Consider the following 17,460-nt stretch of genomic DNA (forward strand, 5'->3'; position numbering starts at 1 on the left):
CTCTGTACTCCGCAAAAGCCCCACTGATATCCGCAAAGGAACTGTGGGCGGCAATAGCCAGCAAATTCGAGGATCTGCGTAACTGATATGGGAGGGGCCTGAATGTCACCGTTGCTGACTGTCACCGGTTGGATCGACGAACTCAGTCGTCGGATAGGTATTGTTGCGATTTATTTCGTTCTCTTTGCCTCATTGGTTTGTGCGTTTAATGCCTTCTTGCGCTACAGCATCGGAGGCCTGATCTGGCTGGAACAGAATGTGGGCGGTGCCGGGCTTTTCCGCGGAATTCTGGGCGTTTATGGACGCAATTCCAATTCGCTTTCCGAGGCGCAATGGTACCTTTTTGCCGGAATGGTCATGTTAGGCGGCGCTTGGACCTTCAAGCTGAATGAACATGTCCGCGTCGACCTCGTTTATGGTTCGGTCAGCGAAAGAACCAGAACATGGATCGATCTTCTCGGTGGGATCTTCTTTTTGCTGCCGATCTGCGCCTTGATGATCTACTTCACCTGGCCGTGGTTTGTTCTTTCATGGGTCACCAATGAAGCATCGTCAAATTCTGGCGGCCTGCCACTTTGGCCGGTCAAGCTCAGCCTGCCCGTAGGATTTGCGCTCGTGGGCCTTCAGGGCATCTCGGAAATAATCAAATGCTATCTCGCCCTAACATCCGATTACGTGCGTGAATTCGCCTACGAGAAGCCTGTTCAATGATAACATTTTTTGCTGATAATCTTGCCCCGTTGATGTTCTTCGGGCTGATCATCTTTATGGTGATCGGCTATCCTGCCGCCTTCTCTCTTGCAGCTGTTGGCCTGTTTTTCGGGTTCATCGCCATCGAGATGGGGGCTATCGGTCCGGACTTCCTTGGAAACCTGACCTATCAGATGTTTTCGGTGCTCTCCAACGAATTGCTCCTCGCTATCCCGTTCTTTACCTTCATGGGCGTGATTCTCGAACGATGCGGCCTTGCCGAAGATTTGCTCGATGGTTTCGGACAATTATTCGGCGGCGTACGCGGCGGCCTTTCCTATGCAGTCATCCTTGTCGGCGCCATCCTTGGCGCAATCACCGGCACGGTGGCTGCCTCTGTCATCGCCATGGGCCTCATATCGCTGCCTGTCATGGCTAAATATGGCTATAATATCCGGCATGCCACGGGTGTCATCGCGGCATCCGGAACAATAACACAGCTCATTCCACCGTCGCTCGTCCTGATCGTTCTTGCTGACCAGCTCGGCAAGTCGCCGGGTGACATGTATATCGGCGCCACTGGGGCCAGCATCGTTCAAGTTCTGTTGTTTGCCGGTTGGGTATTCATCCTCAGCATTATCAAGCCACATTACGTTCCCGCACTTCCTCCGGAAGCTCGCACCCTGCGCGGCTGGCCGCTATTTGTTCGTTGTGCACGCGGCATGATCCCCTCGCTCGCCCTTATCTTCATCGTTCTCGGCACCATTTTCATGGGCCTTGCTACACCGACAGAAGCTGGCGCGATGGGCGTTGTTGGCGCCATGCTCATGGCTTGGCTGAACAGCCGCCTCACATGGAAACTCGTCTATGAAGCAATGACCATGACCATGCGGCTAACCGCCATGGTTGTCTTCATCCTTCTCGGCGCGCGCGTTTTCAGCCTGGTTTTCCAGGGTGTGGGCGGCAGTCACTGGATCGAAGGTATGCTGACATCCTTGCCTGGCGGTGTTGTCGGCTTCCTCATCTTCGTCAATATCTTTATCTTCGTCATCGCGTTTTTCCTGGATTTCTTTGAAATCGCCTTCATCATTATTCCGCTTTTGGCCCCCGCCGCCAGCGCATTGGGCATCGATCTGATCTGGTTCGGCGTCATGATCTGCGCCAACATGCAGACCAGCTTCATGCACCCGCCATTCGGCTTTGCACTGTTCTACCTGCGAGGTATTGCACCCAAATCAATCAAGACCAGCGATATTTATATGGGCGCAATCCCATGGCTGGTGCTGCAATTGATTCTGGTTGGCCTCCTCATTGCCTTCCCCGGCATGGTGACCTATTTCCTTGATCCTGCTGTGGCCGTGGATATGGAGAACTTCAAGATCGAGCTGCCCAATGCGCCAGCGAATGATCTTGGCAACGCACCATCATTTGACCTCGGCCAGCCACCCTCGTTCAAATGATTGCTATAAACCGGCGAAGTATAAATTTCGCCGATTTAACCTTCCGCAAATTTTCTGCTGAGGAAGCGGGAGCTCTTCGCGCCAAACCGCCAAGGCGTTTCCGCGCCCTTTGTGATGCCGATACGCGGTCCGATGCTTAGTTCAATCGGATCCGCGCGCTGTTCGAGAGAAAAGGGCGCTTCCAGAATAGGCAAACCATCGTGGGACTTGGTAACACCGAGAGCCTGCGCAACCCTGCCCGGCCCCGAGCACAATAGTCGTGGATTGTCGGTTGACCGTCTCTCACTCATCGTCTCCATACCCAGCAAAGGCTCCAATGCTCTGATCAAAACTGCGGAGCCGGGCAGGCAGACAATATTCAGGCACCAATGAATGCCGTATGATCGGTAGACATAGGCGTTTCCCGCTGGCCCGAACATTGCCTTGTTGGAAGGGCCAGGGCCTCTGAAACTATGCGATGCCGGGTCGTCTTGCGTATAGGCTTCAGTCTCGACAATCCGTCCGCCGACACCATGAAGAAAGAGCTTCGCGCCAATAAGATCTCTTGAAACTGTAACCGCGTCACGTTGAAAGAACTCCGGCGTAATCATCGCACCTCCTTTAAATTAGCCGCCACAGTTTTCATCCTTCAACGCTTTGAAAAAAATTTAAGAGCACTTGTAGGAGATATTACCCATGGTTCGTCCTTGAGGCACTACATCACACTCAAAAGGACGAACGAAGATGGAAAATATCGCATATGCCGGCAACATTTCCGGCAAGAGCCTGTGGGTTGGCCGTATCCTCAGCGGCATTTTTATACTGTTCATGATCTTTGATGGCGGCATCAAGCTCGTGCCACTGGATATTGTTATCCAGACAAGCGCTGAAATCGGGCTTCCAACCACGGTGGCATTCGCGCGCGGCCTTGGTATCTTGGGCTTGGTCTGTACCGCTCTCTATGCCTGGCCGCGCACTTCCATACTGGGTGCGATCCTGCTCACAGGCTATCTCGGCGGCGCAATCCTCACACAATTGCGCATTGGCAATCCGCTGTTTACGCATCTGTTCTTCGGCGTTTATCTTGGCCTGATCATGTGGGGAGGTCTTTATCTGCGTGACCGTCGCCTTCGGGCTCTTATCCCATTCAATTAGGAGTGGCGCAAACTTTCGATCGCGTCAGAAATCGGACTTCCCGGCCATTATCCAGCGAGAACATTCCGCCGCGGCCGGGAACCACATCGATAATAAGCTCGGTATGCTTCCAGACATCATATTGCGACGCGCTGATATAAACCGGCGCACCGCCAATCTCACCAAGCTTCACATCATTATCGCCGATGATAAAGTCACCCTGCGCATAGCACATGGGAGACGAGCCATCGCAACAGCCCCCAGACTGGTGAAACAGGATTGGGCCATATTCGGATTGCAAAGTTGCGATCAACTCAAGCGCCGCTGGTGTCGCGCTCACCTTGTTTTCAACCATATGGTCCATGCACACCTCCAACCTCTCCTCGGCTTACCAATCCGGTAGTAAAACCATTTGAGAATTCAGCCTGACAAGGCATGGTACGCCCGTCAGGCTGTATTCACATCGGTTTTTTAGAAGAAGCCGAGTTTCTTTGGACTATAGCTTACCAGCATATTCTTGGTTTGCTGATAGTGATCAAGCATCTTCAGGTGGTTTTCACGGCCGATGCCCGATTGCTTATATCCGCCAAACGCGGCATGAGCCGGATAGGCGTGATAACAATTGGTCCAGACGCGACCGGCCTGAATGGCGCGGCCAAATCGGTAGCACCTGTTAGCATCACGGCTCCAAATGCCTGCGCCGAGGCCGTAAAGCGTATCATTGGCGATAGACAGGGCTTCGTCATCATCTTTGAACGTCGTCACTGAAACGACAGGGCCAAAGATTTCTTCCTGGAAAATCCGCATCCGGTTATGACCCTTGAACACGGTCGGATGCACGTAATAACCCCCGGCAAGATCGCCGGACAGAACATTGCGTTCGCCGCCGATAAGAACCTCAGCGCCTTCCTGTTTGCCAATGTCCATATATGACAGGATTTTTTCCAGCTGTTCACTGGATGCCTGCGCACCAATCATGGTCGCTGGATCAAGCGGATCGCCCTGTACGATGGCTTCCACGCGCTTAAGGGCACGCTCCATGAAACGATCATAGATTGACTCGTGAATGAGCGCGCGGCTCGGGCAGGTACAGACCTCGCCCTGGTTAAGCGCAAACATGACAAAACCCTCGATGGCCTTGTCAAAGAAGTCATCATCCTCAGCCACCACATCCTTGAAGAATATATTTGGTGACTTGCCGCCCAGCTCCAGCGTAACGGGAATAAGGTTCTGGCTGGCATATTGCATGATCAGACGACCCGTCGTGGTCTCGCCGGTAAACGCGATCTTGGCAATGCGCGGGCTCGACGCGAGCGGTTTTCCTGCTTCCAGACCAAAACCATTGACGACGTTGAGAACACCCGGCGGCAGGATATCGGCAATCAGTTCCGCAAGTACCAGAATGGATGCCGGGGTCTGCTCGGCAGGTTTAAGCACCACGCAATTGCCCGCCGCCAATGCCGGGGCGAGTTTCCACACAGCCATCAATATTGGGAAATTCCACGGAATGATCTGTCCGACAACACCCAGCGGTTCGTGGAAGTGATAGGCCACAGTATCGTGGTCAATCTCTGAAATTCCGCCTTCCTGCGCACGGATGGCACCGGCAAAATAGCGGAAGTGATCGATTGCAAGCGGCATGTCGGCTGCCGTCGTTTCGCGGATTGGTTTGCCATTGTCCCAGGTTTCAGCCTGCGCCAACATAGCAAGATTATCTTCCATTACCTGTGCAATCTTGTTGAGCATGACGCTGCGCTCAGCGGCACTTGTCCGGCCCCAGGCATCCTTTGCAGCATGAGCGGCGTCCAACGCGGCCTCCACATCGCTGGCATCAGATCGGGCAATTTCGCACAGCACCTGCCCGTTGACCGGCGATGTATTCTCGAAGTAACGGCCTGCCTTCGGCTCGACGAATTTCCCGCCAATGAAGTTGCCGTAGCGTTTCTTGAAGTTGGGTTTGACGGTTCGGTTGAATTCTACCTTGTTCATTGAACTTCCTCCCTGAAGCAACGCGTCAGGGTAAGGACCGGACGCATTGCACGATTTCCATACCGCCTCCTCGCGGCATATTCAGAGGATCGCGCTTTACAGCTTGAGTGTCATCCCTGGCAGGCAAAGCGAATGCAGGATTTGTCGCAATATTGAGACACATGAAAGTCTCAGTTCAAGCCAAGCCGTTTAAGCTTGCGATGCAGGGTAGCTCTGCTCATGCCCATCATGTTCGCGGCAATGGAAACATTGCCATCTGCTTTTCGCAGAACTCGCTGGATCACGCTGCGTTCGGCGGCTGCAAATCCTCGTTCCGCATCGGTATCCTGCCCGAGCAGATTCGCCGCCGGCAACGGACTGTTCAGGCTTTCGTCAGTCAGCCCGAGAAGTGCACGCGCCGAACGCGATGCGCCAACCACAAGATCGTCTTCGTCCACTGCAATTAATGCGTTCAAAGCCCGGTCATGGCCGCGTTCGCTACCCTGTGCCATGACGATGCGCGCTTTGGGAAAGGCCAATCGGAAATTTTCCGCTTCCACCCGCCGGGCGGCATCCACCACAGCCATGGCAATGAGTTTGACAAAGCCCTCGGTCAGATCGGAACGTGCCGACGATACGTCAATCGCTGCCATCAGCCGCCCGCGATGATCGAAAATCGGTGCCACAGTACAAGAAAGCGCTGTGTTGCGACTGCGGAAATGCTGGTCGCGGTGGATCGTCAGGGCACGTTGTTCAGCCAGCGCTGTGCCAATGCCATTGGTGCCCTCGCACTCTTCGCTCCAGACTGCTCCCGTCCAAAGTCCCGCCTTGCAAAAGGTGGCATCATCGCCCTCATAGCCCCGGCGATCGACTGGAACACCATTCTTGTCCGCTAAAAGGACACAACATCCCGCACCACCCACCGCCGAATAAAGCCGGTCGAGTGCGATTTCTGCGGTTTCTATGAGAGATCCCAGCTCTTCACGCGCTTCACGCAATTCCTGATCGGTCAGCATGTTTGGCGGCGTGCCCTCATCAGGCTTCAAGCCGTAGAGACGCATTGAACGCCCCCACGATGCAACAACCGCTGACTGCGCAGCAGCGTCACCTGTCACGGCAGATTGGATATGCTCGGCATGTAAGCCGTCATCCTGCGTTCCCATGGTCCTCCTCCGAAGTCCATGTACAGGGTGACGCCTGTTCTCGCCTACGTCAAGTCACCTATTGATGGCGGCAACCGGGGCTGCTCTACCGCCGCGATTTAAGGGCGTAGGTCCAAAACGCCCCCGGTTATAATCGCAGCTATTCTCCAATCTCGTCATATGACCTTTTCAGCAAATATGTATCCATGATCCAGCCCTTTTGCGCGCGCGCAACATTTCGCAACCGCTCAATATCGTCAACGACATCGCGCAGCTTGCCGGACATGAGAATCTCGTCTTCCGTTCCTATGTAAGCACCCCAATAAATATCGACATCTTCATCAATTGCCTTGAACGCGCCCTCGCCATCGAGCATCACAATCACGCTTTCCGAATTGTTCGGAAAACCTTCGGCAAGCTTGCGCCCTGTGGTTATCGTAATGGACTCGCCGATTCGATTGAGCACAACCTTATGCTTTGCCGTGAGCGCCTGAATGCTGCTAATGCCGGGAATGACATCATAGTCCAGTTCGAAATTGCCCTTTGCGTTAAGTCTGTCGAGAATGCGGATCGTGCTGTCATAAAGCGATGGATCACCCCATACGAGGAAAGCACCACACTCATCATCGCCAAGCTCCTCCATCAGCAGGTGCGCATAGGTCGCTTCCATTTTGTCGTGCCAGTCCGTGACACTTGTTCGATAGGTAGAGGACGGTTTCTCGCGCAGCGGCGTTTCAAAATCCACCATGCGGTAGTGGGGGGCGGTGATGAACCGCTCGCAAATTTCCCGACGGATGCGGGATAGCTGCTCTTTCTCAGCTCCCTTATCGGGAATGAAAAACACATCGACCTGATTGAGCGCATTGACTGCCTGTATGGTCACGTAGTCTGGGTTGCCCGCGCCAATTCCGATGATGAGCACTTTGCGTTTCACTGGGGCACACGCGAGGCCGACGATAGTTCCAGCCTTTGACTCCCTTCGATCAAAGCACAGAACAGTTCGTGGAGGCGTTTTGCCCCCGCATGTTTTCCGGCATAGGCCTCAAGCTTTATAATCTCCTGACTTGCAGCTGCAACGATATTGGTGCCGCGAGGCCGGGAAAGCAGCCAGGCAAAAAACACGTCTTCCGGCACAGTTGCCGCGTTGACCGATTGTGGGTTGTTATATTGATTTGTATTGGCGCCGAGTATCATGCTTAACCCCGATTGTTGGGGACAAGGGTCAAGCGCGAAGATTGCAGATAGTCAGCCTGCGGCAAACCATTACAAGCGACACACCGGGACACCCCGCCCGTGGACGTTCATCATGTTTCGGCAGGTCTCCTGGCTCACAGGTCAGTATTACTGTCTGGCCTTCCCGGGAAATCCCAGTGACCTTTTGCCTGAACGAATTCAAGCGACAGCAACTCGCTGTTTACAGTTGCGGGGGCAGCGCCGGCATTGGTGAATATCACTTCACCGGCTTCCCTCTTAGCTCCCGGCTTTGCAGCACGGGAGAACCGGAACACTCTTATAAGAACCCAGCCCACCTATTGAGGTCAACAGGCAGGCGTAAATTTATCGGGGGGAAACCGGTAAACGGCTGAATGCGGCGCATCACCAATAGAAAATGGCGCAGGCTGGTGCCCGCGCCATTCCAAACTATTCAAACAAGATCAAGCGGCGAGAACTTCTTCCGCATCTTCCGGCACTTCAGAAATTGTCCGCAGGATTTGCGACGCGATCTGGTAGGGGTCGCCCTGCGAATTCGGACGGCGATCTTCAAGATAACCGCGATAGCCATTGTTTACAAAGCTGTGCGGAACGCGGATTGATGCACCGCGATCAGCAATGCCGTAGCTGAACTGGTGGATCGACTGGGTTTCATGCTTGCCGGTAAGGCGCATATGATTGTCCGGTCCATATACGGCGATATGGGCAGCGCAATTCTGCTCAAATGCCGCCATGACCTTTTCGAAGTAATCCTTGCCGCCGACTTCACGCATATAGGTGGTGGAGAAGTTGGCATGCATGCCCGAACCATTCCAATCAGTATCGCCGAGCGGCTTGCAATGATATTCGATATCGATGCCGTATTTTTCAGTCAGGCGCTGCAGGAGATAGCGTGCAATCCAGACCTCATCGGCAGCCTTCTTGGAACCTTTTCCGAAAATCTGGAATTCCCACTGGCCTTTTGCCACTTCAGCATTGATGCCTTCATGGTTGATGCCGGCATTCAGGCAGATATCGAGATGCTCTTCGACGATCTTGCGGGCGATATCGCCAACATTGCTGTAGCCAACGCCTGTATAATATGGGCCCTGCGGCGCAGGAAAACCTGTCTCAGGGAAGCCGAGCGGGCGGCCGTTCTTGTAGAAGAAATATTCCTGTTCGAAGCCGAACCATGCGCCGTCATCATCAAGAACAGTTGCGCGGGTGTTGGAAGGATGCGGTGTCTTGCCATCGGGCATCATGACTTCGCACATGACGAGAACGCCATTCTTGCGTTCACTGTCCGGATAAAGAGAAACAGGCTTCAATACGCAATCCGAGCTTTTGCCCTCTGCCTGCATTGTCGAGCTTCCATCGAAGCCCCAAAGCGGCAATTGTTCCAGCGTCGGAAATACGTCGAATTCCTTGATCAGCGTCTTACCGCGAAGATTTGGCGAAGGGACATAACCGTCGAGCCAGATATATTCGAGTTTATATTTTGCCATTCCGTTTCTCTCATATTTTATTGTGCAGACCGGTTGCGAGGCCTGCATCGTGGAGCGCAGTTCGCAGATAGAATTGACAATGCAAACAGCGTGCCAATTCGCTCAGCCGGATCGCAAAAATTTGAAAAACATATTAGCCGGATATTTTTAGCGGTGCTTTTTGCAGTTTGAAGCTGCCATTGCTATGCTGACGGCTCAGAAAAACCGCTTTTACCAATCGCCACGTTGATGCATTTTTAGGCAGGTGCGGAATTTCTAGGCATGATAAGGCGCAAATTCTGTCGCGAGCTTGGAACCAATAACTCACTTCCGGATTAACGATCTGGAATGAACGAAATGGAGAGTATTATGGAAAGTGCCGGAATCGGGTGGATCGCAGCAATCATCATTGGTGGCGTTGCGGGCTGGCTTGCAGAGATGTTCATGAAGAGCAACATGGGCGTCATCATGAACATCATACTCGGGATCGTGGGCGCGATAATCGCCAACGCGATCCTTTCCATGGTCGGCGTCGTCCTTACAGGCTGGCTGGGCTATTTGATTGCAGGCTTTATCGGCGCCTGTATTCTTATCGCTGTTGCCCGCATGTTCAAACGAACAGCCTGATTTGATTAATGAGAAACGGCAGCGAGTATAGCCTCGCTGCGAATTTCCTCGGTCAATTGAAGCCGTATCCGGGCAAACTCGGGTGCGGCTTTAACCGTGTAATGGCGCGGATGTCCCAGCGGTACCGGCGTGATCGACTTGATACGGCCCGGCCGTGCTGACATCGTAACCACGCGTGACGCCAGAAAAATCGCTTCTTCAATATCGTGCGTGACAAAGATAACTGTCTTTTGTTCCCGCTCCCAAATACTGAGCAGCAGTTCCTGCATCAAGCCTCGCGTCTGGTTATCCAGCGCTCCGAAAGGCTCATCCAGAAGTAGTATTTTCGGATCATTCGCCAAGGCGCGGGCAATTGCCGTGCGCTGCTGCATGCCACCGGACAATTGCTTTGGCCAATGGTTTTCAAATCCTTTAAGTCCCACCTTGTCGATGTAAGAGGCGACAATTTCAGCTTTTTCCTTTGCGCCGACGCCGCGTTCTGTCAGGCCGAAACCGATATTCTGTTCGATCGTCAGCCATGGAAACAGCGTATAGGACTGGAACACGACACCGCGATCTGCGCCTGGACCTTTCACCTCTTTGCCATCAAGCGTGACCGTGCCCGTGGTCGGCCGGTCAAGCCCCGCAACAATACGTAACAGCGTGGATTTTCCGCAGCCGGATGGTCCGAGGATGGACACGAAATCATTGTGCGGAACAGTCAAATCCGTCGGTTGCAGCGCCTGCACAGGCTGCCCGCCGCGAACACCCGGAAAGACACGGCTCACGCCTTTAATGATGAGCGTGCTCATGCGAGCCTCCATGCAAAAAGGCGGCGATTGACCGACTTGAACAGGAAATCTGAAATCAAACCGATAATGCCGATGACAATAATGCCGAAAATAATCTGACCAGTAGCGAGCAGCGCCTGACTGTTGATGATCATATACCCGATACCGGAGGATGCGCCGATCATTTCAGCCACGATGACATAGGTCCACGCCCAGCCCAGAACCAGCCGCAATGTCTCAGCCACGTCCGGGGCATTGGCAGGAATAAGCACGCGCTTGACCACACCCCGGTCATTGGCGCCGAGTGTATAGGCCGCTTCCACCAGGTCTCGCCTTGTATTGGCAACGGCAACGGCAACCATGAGAATGATTTGAAAAACGGCACCGATGAAAATCACCAGCAGCTTTTGCAATTCGCCGATACCCGCCCACAAAATGAGAAGTGGAATAAATGCCGATGCAGGAAGATAACGCGCGAAGGATACAAATGGCTCAAGGAGGGCTTCGATCGGTTTGTAAGCTCCCATCGCAATGCCAAGCGGCACGGCGATAATGGCAGCGATGATGAAGCCGCCAACAACACGCCAGATCGTCATTCCGATATCATAGAGAAAGTTCTGCTCCGACAGCAAAATCCAGCCATCATTCACCATGGTCAGAGGGTCTGCAAGAAAGGTGCTGGATACAAAGCCGCCGAAAGTCGCAAAAGACCAGCCACCGACAAAGAGAATGAAAAACAGAATACCCAGAAGTATCCGCGCTTGCGCCCCGATGGGCTGTAAAGGTCTGAACATAAAGTCCCCTTGGCAAAAACGAAGAGCGGACAATGCCCGCTCTTCGCGCAAGCCTCATTATTGTATGAAGCTGGTATCTACAATTGTTGAAAGATCGGGCTTCTTTTTGATGATGCCAATTTCAAGCAGCAATTCTGCAGCTTCCTCAGAAAAGGTCATGAATTCCTTTTCGAAGAAGATCTTGTTTGCAGCCTGATCCTGCCACTTCAGGTATTGGGCAGATTCTGCGAACTTTGCACCGGACTGCTTTACATCTGCTCCCATGATCTCAAAGGATTTATCCTTGTCTGAAGCAATCAGGGCCAATGCATCAAAATAGCTTTTGGCCAGCGCTTTTGCAGCTTCAGGATTCTTCTCCAGAAACTCATTCGTGCAGCCGAAAGTATCCATCACAGCCGGATAATCCAATGTGGTGGCGATGATCTTGCCCTTGTCTGGCGCAGCGCGAACAGTGGACAGATATGGCTCATAGGTCATGGCCGCGTCATTCTGCCCAGCGACAAAAGCCTGTGCCGCCGGTCCAGGTTCCATATTAACCACTTTCACGTCTTTGATCGAAAGACCATTCTTCTTCAGCATCCATGCCAGCACGAAATAAGGCGAGGTGCCAGGTGCAGAGGCCGCAACGGATTTGCCCTTGAGGTCAGCAATCGCGTTGACATCGCTGCGTACCACCATTCCGTCCGCGCCAAAGGATTTGTCCATCTGGAAAATCTGCTTCGTCGCGACACCATTGGCATTCCACGAAATCCATGTTTCCACGGTGGTTGCCGCGCATTGAACATCGCCGGAAGCAAGCGCCAGATGACGGCTGGCTTGCGGAATTTTGGTCAGCGTCACATCAAGACCGTTCTTCTTAAAAATTCCGGCCTGCTTTGCCAGCGTCAGCGGCGCGAAACCTGTCCATCCGGAAAGGCCGACGGAAACTGCTGTTTCTGCAAGTGCAGCGGTGGGAAAAAGTGCAAAAGCAACAGACGCGATTGCGATGTATTTTTTTAAACTCATCGTGACAGAACCCCTTTGTTTATTTTTTTGGCAAGCAGATATCTGACTATATGATAGGCAGGCCGGGTTTCTTTTGTCTACACATATTCGAAGAATTTATGTGAACCCAACTCACCCGAGCCGCGGCGCATAACTTGCAGGATCAATATTTTCTGGCCTGCCTGCAAGATCAAGCGCGCTCACCTTTGCCGGTGTTTTCGCGATCACTTTGCCGCCCTTTATAACAGCAAGGCGGGTTGCCTTCAGGCGTATGGCTTCTATCGTATCGGCGGCTTGCAGCAGCACCATGTCGGCCTTGCAGCCGACATCAAGCCCGTAGCCTTCAAGATTCAAAATCTTGGCCGGCTCTGTCGTCACCGCAGCAAAGCACTGGCGCATGGCGTCGCGGCTGGTCATCTGCGCCACATGCAGTCCCATGCTGGCAACGTCCAGCATATCGCCCTGCCCCAGCGAATACCAAGGATCCATCACGCAATCATGGCCGAAGGCGACAGTAACGCCATGAGCCAGAAGTTCCGGAACGCGTGTCATTCCGCGGCGCTTGGGATAGGTGTCATGGCGGCCCTGAATGCCAATATTGATCAGCGGATTGGCGATTGCGGCCACACCAGCTTCTGCAATCAGCGGCAAGAGCTTGCTGACATAATAATTATCCATCGAATGCATGGATGTCAGGTGCGAGCCTGTCGAGCGACCGCCAAGTCCGAGCCTTTGCGTTTCATAGGCCAGAGTTTCGATATGGCGTGACAGCGGGTCGTCAGTCTCGTCGCAATGCAGATCGATCATCAGCCCGCGCTCGGCAGCGATTTCGCACAAGGCCCGAACGCTTGCTGCGCCATCTGCCATGGTGCGCTCGAAATGAGGAATGCCGCCGACAACGTCGACACCCAAATCCAGTGCGCGCTTAAGCAGATCGACCGCACCGGGATAACGATAGTAACCGTCTTGCGGGAAAGCCACGAGTTGCAGATCAATATAGGGCGCAACGCGCTTTTTGACCTCAAGCAAGGCTTCGACGCCAAGCAGGCGCTCATCGCAAATATCGACATGGGTGCGGATAGCAAGCAGCCCTTGCGTGACCGCCAGATCGCAATAGCGCATTGCGCGCTCAATCACGGCTTCATGCGTCAGGAGCGGCTTCAACTCACCCCATATCTGAATTCCGTCCAGCAGCCTGCCGCTCTCGTTCAGACGCGGCTGACCCAGCGACAGCGTTGCATCCATGTGAAAATGGCAGTCGATGAAAGGCGGCGATACCAGGAGACCCGCCGCATTGATCACCTCACCCGCTTCGCCGGTCACATTGGCTTCAACCGCTGCAATACGCCCGGATATTACGCCGATATCCATGCCTGAGCGACCATCAGGCAGGGTTGCATTGGTTACTTTCAGATCGAACATGATGAAACCTTTATCTTTGACCCTTGAACCAGGGCACGAGCAATGAACGCGGATAGTCAGCCTTGCGGGCAACCAGAACCAGCGCCAGAATGGAAAGGAGATAGGGCATCATCAGGAAAACCTGTCCTGGAACGAATGCTCCCACTTCGGTTTGCAGTCTGATTTGAAACGCATCAAATGCGCCAAACAGCAAGGCTCCGAGCAGCGCTTTTCCGGGTTGCCATGACGCGAATACGACGAGCGCAATGCATATCCAGCCACGTCCGTTGACCATGCCGAAGAAGAAAGCATCAAAGGCTGACATTGTAAGGAATGCACCGCCAAGAGCCATAAGCGAAGATCCGGCAATTACCGCACCTATACGCAGGCCGCGCACCGAAAGGCCCTGCGCTTCCACTGAGGATGGATTGTCGCCAACAGCCCTCAATGCAAGGCCAAGCGGCGTGCGGTAAAGCAGCCACGCGACCACGCCGACCAGGACGAAAGCCAATAGGGTCAATGCTGTCTGTTGAAACAGTACCGGACCAATAAACGGGATATCGGAAAGAACCGGGATATCAAGCGGCTGAAACGGGACAATGCGCGGTGGCGTCGACACATTGGGCAGGGCCGTGCGATAGGTGAAATATCCCATGCTTGTTGCCAGCAGCGTTATGCCAATGCCGGAAACATGCTGCGACAGGCCCAGCACCACCGTCAGAATTGCATGCAGCAATCCGAAGATTGCTCCTGCCAGCGCCGCGACCAGCACACCGGTCCATAGGCCGCAGCCCATCCAGACCGCCATCCACCCGGCCATCGCGCCAGCAGTAAAAATGCCTTCAATGCCGAGATTGAGCACGCCGGCACGCTCACAGAGCAATGCTCCGAGCACGCCAAAAATCAATGGCGTGGCGATGCGGATGGCTGCCGCCCAGAAATTTACTGTCAACAGGATTTCGAGAATTTCCATTCTACTCTCCTGCCTGCAGGGGCGAAATGCCACGTTCGAATTTCAAACGGTAGCGCAGGAAAAATCCGCCCACGAGAACGCAAAGCAGCGACAGCGCGACCACGAGATCAGCAAGATAGTTGGAAACGCCCGTCGCGCGGCTCATGGAATCCGCGCCGACAAAGACTGCCGCCACAAACAGTGCCGCAAGGACGACGCCAAGGGGATGCAGACCAGCAAGCATCGCAACGACAATGCCGGAGTAACCGAAACCGGGCGATAGGTCGGCGGAAAGATAGCCCTTGACACCGGCCACCTCGCTCACCCCTGCCAGACCTGCAAGTCCACCGGAGATCAAGGCCACTTTCAGCACAGTCGCATTTACAGGCACTCCGGCAAATCGCGCCGCTGGCTTGTTTTCACCCACAGCCCTGATTTCAAAACCGAGAACAGTTTTGGAAACGGTAATCCACAAAATGAGCGCTGCGACCAAGCCGATAATCAGCCCGCCATGGACACGCATGCGCGCAAAGAGCTTGGGAAAGGCAGCTGCATCGGCCAATGGAACCGATTGTGGCCAGCCCAACGCAAGCGGGTCCTTGATCGGCCCCTCTATCAGCATCTGAACGAAGAGTATGACGATGAAATTGAGCAGCAATGTCACCACGACTTCATCGGCACCAAAGCGTAGTTTCAGCAGCGCAGGAACGATCATCAGCAGACCACCGGCAATGATACCGGCAAGGATGATGGCGGGTATCAGCAAAGGTCCCGGCAAGGATAAAAGCCCGCTGCCCACACCAACTGCCGCGAGAGCTCCGGCATAAAGCTGGCCCTCCGCACCAATGTTCCAGAGCTTGGCACGGAATGCGATGGCAGCGGCGAGGCCGGTCAAAACGAGCGGTGTTGCCCGGGTAAGCGTCTCGGAAAAGGCAAACATGGAGCCGAACGAGCCCTTGAACATGAGCCAATAGGCCGTCAGTGGCGATACGCCCGCAAAACTCACCGGCACAGCCACCAAAGCAAAAGCGGCAAGCGCAGCTATAACGGAAATGATGATGCGCGCATTGAGCGAAACATCGTTACGAGGCTGCAACGATATCCGCATCACGATGCCACCTGTAGGGTATGTCCCGCCATCATCATTCCTACTGATCCCCGGTCCAGTCCTTCTGCTGGTCCTGCATCCATCACTTCGCCCGTATGCACCACGAGCAACCGGTCGGAAAGTGCAAACAACTCATCCAGATCTTCCGAGATCAGAAGCACGCCGGCACCACGATGCCGGGCAGCGAGAATACGCTGATGGACCTCCGATTGGGCGCCAATATCGAGGCCGCGCGTTGGTTGATTGGCGAGGATAAGTTTGGGAGAACGCTCCAATACACGCGCCAGAATGAGCTTTTGGATATTGCCGCCCGAAAGAAGCCGCGCCTGTGCATCTGGTCCCTGGCAGCGTATGTCATAGGCCTTGATGGCATCGCTCGCCCTTTTGCGCATGGCCTTGCGCTTGATGAATCCGGCGGTCTGAAACTCTTTGCCGTGCAGATCTTCTATAGCAATATTTTCGGCCACCGACATGGACCCGACCACACCATCATGCTGGCGATCTTCCGGCATGCGTGCAACGCCCGCCGCAACCAAAGCGCGCGGATCGCCAGTTTTCATGGGCTTGCCATAGAGCCGTACCGAACCTTTATCGACTGTCTCAAGGCCTGAAACCAAAGCCGCAATTGCCGATTGGCCATTGCCTGACACACCCGCCACGCCGACAATTTCCCCTGCCTTGATGACAAAGGAAACCTCGTTGAGCGATTGACGCACCGATCCGCGTTTCAACGACACTTGATCAAATTCCAGCACTGCCGCGCCAATCTGCGATGGCTTGCGCTGCAATGGCGGCACAGCGCGCCCGACCATCATATCAGCGATCGAACGTTTATCCGCAGAAGCCGTAGTCAATTCTCCGGCCTTCTTGCCGCCCCGCAACACCGCGATGCGGTGTGAAACCGCCAATACTTCACCCAGCTTGTGTGAGATGAAAATAACGCCCAATCCGCTTGCAGCAAGCCGGCGTAGAATAATAAAAAGCCCGTCCGCTTCCTGCGGCGTCAATACTGCGGTCGGTTCATCCAGAATCAACACCCGCACATCGCGGTAAAGCGCTTTAAGAATCTCGATACGTTGTTTTTCACCGACACTCAGTTGCGCGGTTTTCACGTCAAGATCGACGGTCAGTCCGCTTTCATGCATGATTGCGTCGATCCGTTTGCGCAAGGCACGACGGCTGCGCCAGACCTGCCATAGCGATTCCGTGCCAAGCACAATATTGTCGAAACCCGTCAGATTTTCGGCCAATGTGAAATGCTGATGCACCATGCCGACACCAGCATCCAGAGCTGCACTCGGCGAGCCTTTGGGCAATTCATGCAGAACACCTGAATCATCCGCGACACGTATCGCCCCCTCTTCCGGTACATAATGCCCGAAAAGAACGTTCATCAATGTCGTCTTCCCGGCGCCATTTTCGCCGAGAAGCGCGAGTATCTCACCCCGTTTGAGGGAAAGGCTCAAATCATCATTGGCAACGAGAGAACCGAAGCGCTTGGTGATGTTGTCGAGAGCCAGGACGACAGAGCCATTCTCCGCCTGTCCTTTTGTCTGTGTCATGTCTCTGCCCCACCAAAAGCGATCTTGTCCATTTCTTATATTATCCTTGGCATACACATCATGCGTGGTTCGACAAGCTCACCATGAGGAAGGTGGCGTTTGGCAAGAAGCAATGATTTGCACAGTCGCGATTATCCACGCAATCAACCCACCTCCCTCGTGGCGAGCTTCCTGAGCTTGTCGAAGGGCGAACCACGCAGCGCAAACTGTGCAA

The 17,460-nt window shown here is 54.0% G+C and carries 18 protein-coding genes and 1 riboswitch; of the genes, 4 read left to right on the plus strand and 14 right to left on the minus strand.

Annotation, left to right across the window (positions count from 1 at the left end):
- Positions 1–102: 102 nt before the first annotated feature.
- On the plus strand, positions 103–711 hold the full coding sequence (locus tag QFZ34_RS11065) for a TRAP transporter small permease subunit (protein ID WP_115054176.1): 609 nt from the start codon (positions 103–105) through the stop codon (positions 709–711).
- Entirely contained in the window at positions 708–2,150 is a 1,443-nt protein-coding gene (locus QFZ34_RS11070) for a TRAP transporter large permease (RefSeq protein ID WP_115054175.1), read from the plus strand. The genes QFZ34_RS11065 and QFZ34_RS11070 overlap by 4 nt, the downstream gene beginning before the upstream one ends.
- Positions 2,151–2,185: 35 nt before the next feature.
- On the opposite strand, the gene QFZ34_RS11075 is transcribed toward QFZ34_RS11070, so the two are convergent.
- Positions 2,186–2,740 carry a DNA-3-methyladenine glycosylase gene (locus QFZ34_RS11075; protein WP_307280770.1) on the minus strand — a complete coding sequence of 185 codons (555 nt, stop codon included), beginning with the start codon at positions 2,738–2,740 and terminating at the stop codon, positions 2,186–2,188.
- Positions 2,741–2,873: 133 nt separating this feature from the next.
- On the opposite strand from QFZ34_RS11075, the gene QFZ34_RS11080 reads away from it, so the two are divergent.
- A complete protein-coding gene (locus tag QFZ34_RS11080) occupies positions 2,874–3,284 on the plus strand; it encodes a DoxX family protein (RefSeq protein ID WP_307280773.1) in 411 nt (136 codons plus the stop codon).
- On the opposite strand, the gene QFZ34_RS11085 is transcribed toward QFZ34_RS11080, so the two are convergent.
- The 6 genes from QFZ34_RS11085 to QFZ34_RS11110 all read right to left on the minus strand — a co-directional run bounded on the left by QFZ34_RS11085 (position 3,277) and on the right by QFZ34_RS11110 (position 9,069).
- The gene (locus tag QFZ34_RS11085) at positions 3,277–3,627 is read right to left on the minus strand and encodes a DUF779 domain-containing protein (RefSeq protein WP_115054172.1); all 351 of its coding nucleotides are present in this window, start codon (positions 3,625–3,627) and stop codon (positions 3,277–3,279) included. The genes QFZ34_RS11080 and QFZ34_RS11085 overlap by 8 nt on opposite strands.
- Positions 3,628–3,734: 107 nt before the next feature.
- Positions 3,735–5,252: an aldehyde dehydrogenase gene (gene adh, locus QFZ34_RS11090; RefSeq protein ID WP_307280778.1), complete on the minus strand. Its 1,518-nt coding sequence runs from the start codon at positions 5,250–5,252 to the stop codon at positions 3,735–3,737.
- 170 nt (positions 5,253–5,422) lie between these two features.
- Complete coding sequence (locus QFZ34_RS11095; RefSeq protein ID WP_307280781.1) at positions 5,423–6,394, minus strand: GAF domain-containing protein; 972 nt, start codon at positions 6,392–6,394, stop codon at positions 5,423–5,425.
- A 139-nt stretch (positions 6,395–6,533) separates the two neighbouring features.
- Positions 6,534–7,307, minus strand: a complete 774-nt coding sequence (gene cobF, locus QFZ34_RS11100) for a precorrin-6A synthase (deacetylating) (protein ID WP_307280784.1) — start codon at positions 7,305–7,307, stop codon at positions 6,534–6,536.
- A complete protein-coding gene (locus QFZ34_RS11105) occupies positions 7,304–7,567 on the minus strand; it encodes a hypothetical protein (protein ID WP_307280787.1) in 264 nt (87 codons plus the stop codon). The genes cobF and QFZ34_RS11105 overlap by 4 nt, the downstream gene beginning before the upstream one ends.
- A gap of 102 nt (positions 7,568–7,669) precedes the next feature.
- Positions 7,670–7,892: riboswitch (cobalamin riboswitch) on the minus strand.
- A gap of 136 nt (positions 7,893–8,028) precedes the next feature.
- Positions 8,029–9,069 carry a glutamine synthetase beta-grasp domain-containing protein gene (locus QFZ34_RS11110; RefSeq protein WP_115054167.1) on the minus strand — a complete coding sequence of 347 codons (1,041 nt, stop codon included), beginning with the start codon at positions 9,067–9,069 and terminating at the stop codon, positions 8,029–8,031.
- Positions 9,070–9,417: 348 nt separating this feature from the next.
- On the opposite strand from QFZ34_RS11110, the gene QFZ34_RS11115 reads away from it, so the two are divergent.
- On the plus strand, positions 9,418–9,675 hold the full coding sequence (locus QFZ34_RS11115) for a GlsB/YeaQ/YmgE family stress response membrane protein (RefSeq protein WP_115054166.1): 258 nt from the start codon (positions 9,418–9,420) through the stop codon (positions 9,673–9,675).
- A 5-nt stretch (positions 9,676–9,680) separates the two neighbouring features.
- Here QFZ34_RS11115 and QFZ34_RS11120 read toward each other — a convergent pair whose 3' ends face one another.
- From QFZ34_RS11120 to QFZ34_RS11150, 7 genes are all read right to left on the minus strand, one after another.
- A complete protein-coding gene (locus QFZ34_RS11120; protein ID WP_307280793.1) occupies positions 9,681–10,466 on the minus strand; it encodes an ABC transporter ATP-binding protein in 786 nt (261 codons plus the stop codon).
- A complete protein-coding gene (locus QFZ34_RS11125; protein ID WP_307280797.1) occupies positions 10,463–11,239 on the minus strand; it encodes an ABC transporter permease in 777 nt (258 codons plus the stop codon). Before QFZ34_RS11125 ends, QFZ34_RS11120 begins: the two co-directional genes overlap by 4 nt.
- A gap of 57 nt (positions 11,240–11,296) precedes the next feature.
- Positions 11,297–12,244, minus strand: a complete 948-nt coding sequence (locus QFZ34_RS11130) for an ABC transporter substrate-binding protein (RefSeq protein ID WP_115054163.1) — start codon at positions 12,242–12,244, stop codon at positions 11,297–11,299.
- A gap of 111 nt (positions 12,245–12,355) precedes the next feature.
- Positions 12,356–13,648, minus strand: a complete 1,293-nt coding sequence (locus tag QFZ34_RS11135; RefSeq protein ID WP_115054268.1) for an amidohydrolase family protein — start codon at positions 13,646–13,648, stop codon at positions 12,356–12,358.
- A gap of 7 nt (positions 13,649–13,655) precedes the next feature.
- Positions 13,656–14,597, minus strand: coding sequence for an ABC transporter permease (locus QFZ34_RS11140; RefSeq protein WP_115054162.1), 942 nt, complete (start codon positions 14,595–14,597; stop codon positions 13,656–13,658).
- A 1-nt stretch (position 14,598) separates the two neighbouring features.
- Complete coding sequence (locus QFZ34_RS11145; protein WP_115054161.1) at positions 14,599–15,684, minus strand: ABC transporter permease; 1,086 nt, start codon at positions 15,682–15,684, stop codon at positions 14,599–14,601.
- Entirely contained in the window at positions 15,684–17,246 is a 1,563-nt protein-coding gene (locus QFZ34_RS11150) for an ABC transporter ATP-binding protein (protein WP_307280801.1), read from the minus strand. Before QFZ34_RS11150 ends, QFZ34_RS11145 begins: the two co-directional genes overlap by 1 nt.
- Positions 17,247–17,460 lie beyond the last annotated feature (214 nt).

This window comes from Phyllobacterium ifriqiyense (assembly GCF_030817885.1).
GTDB lineage: Bacteria > Pseudomonadota > Alphaproteobacteria > Rhizobiales > Rhizobiaceae > Phyllobacterium > Phyllobacterium ifriqiyense.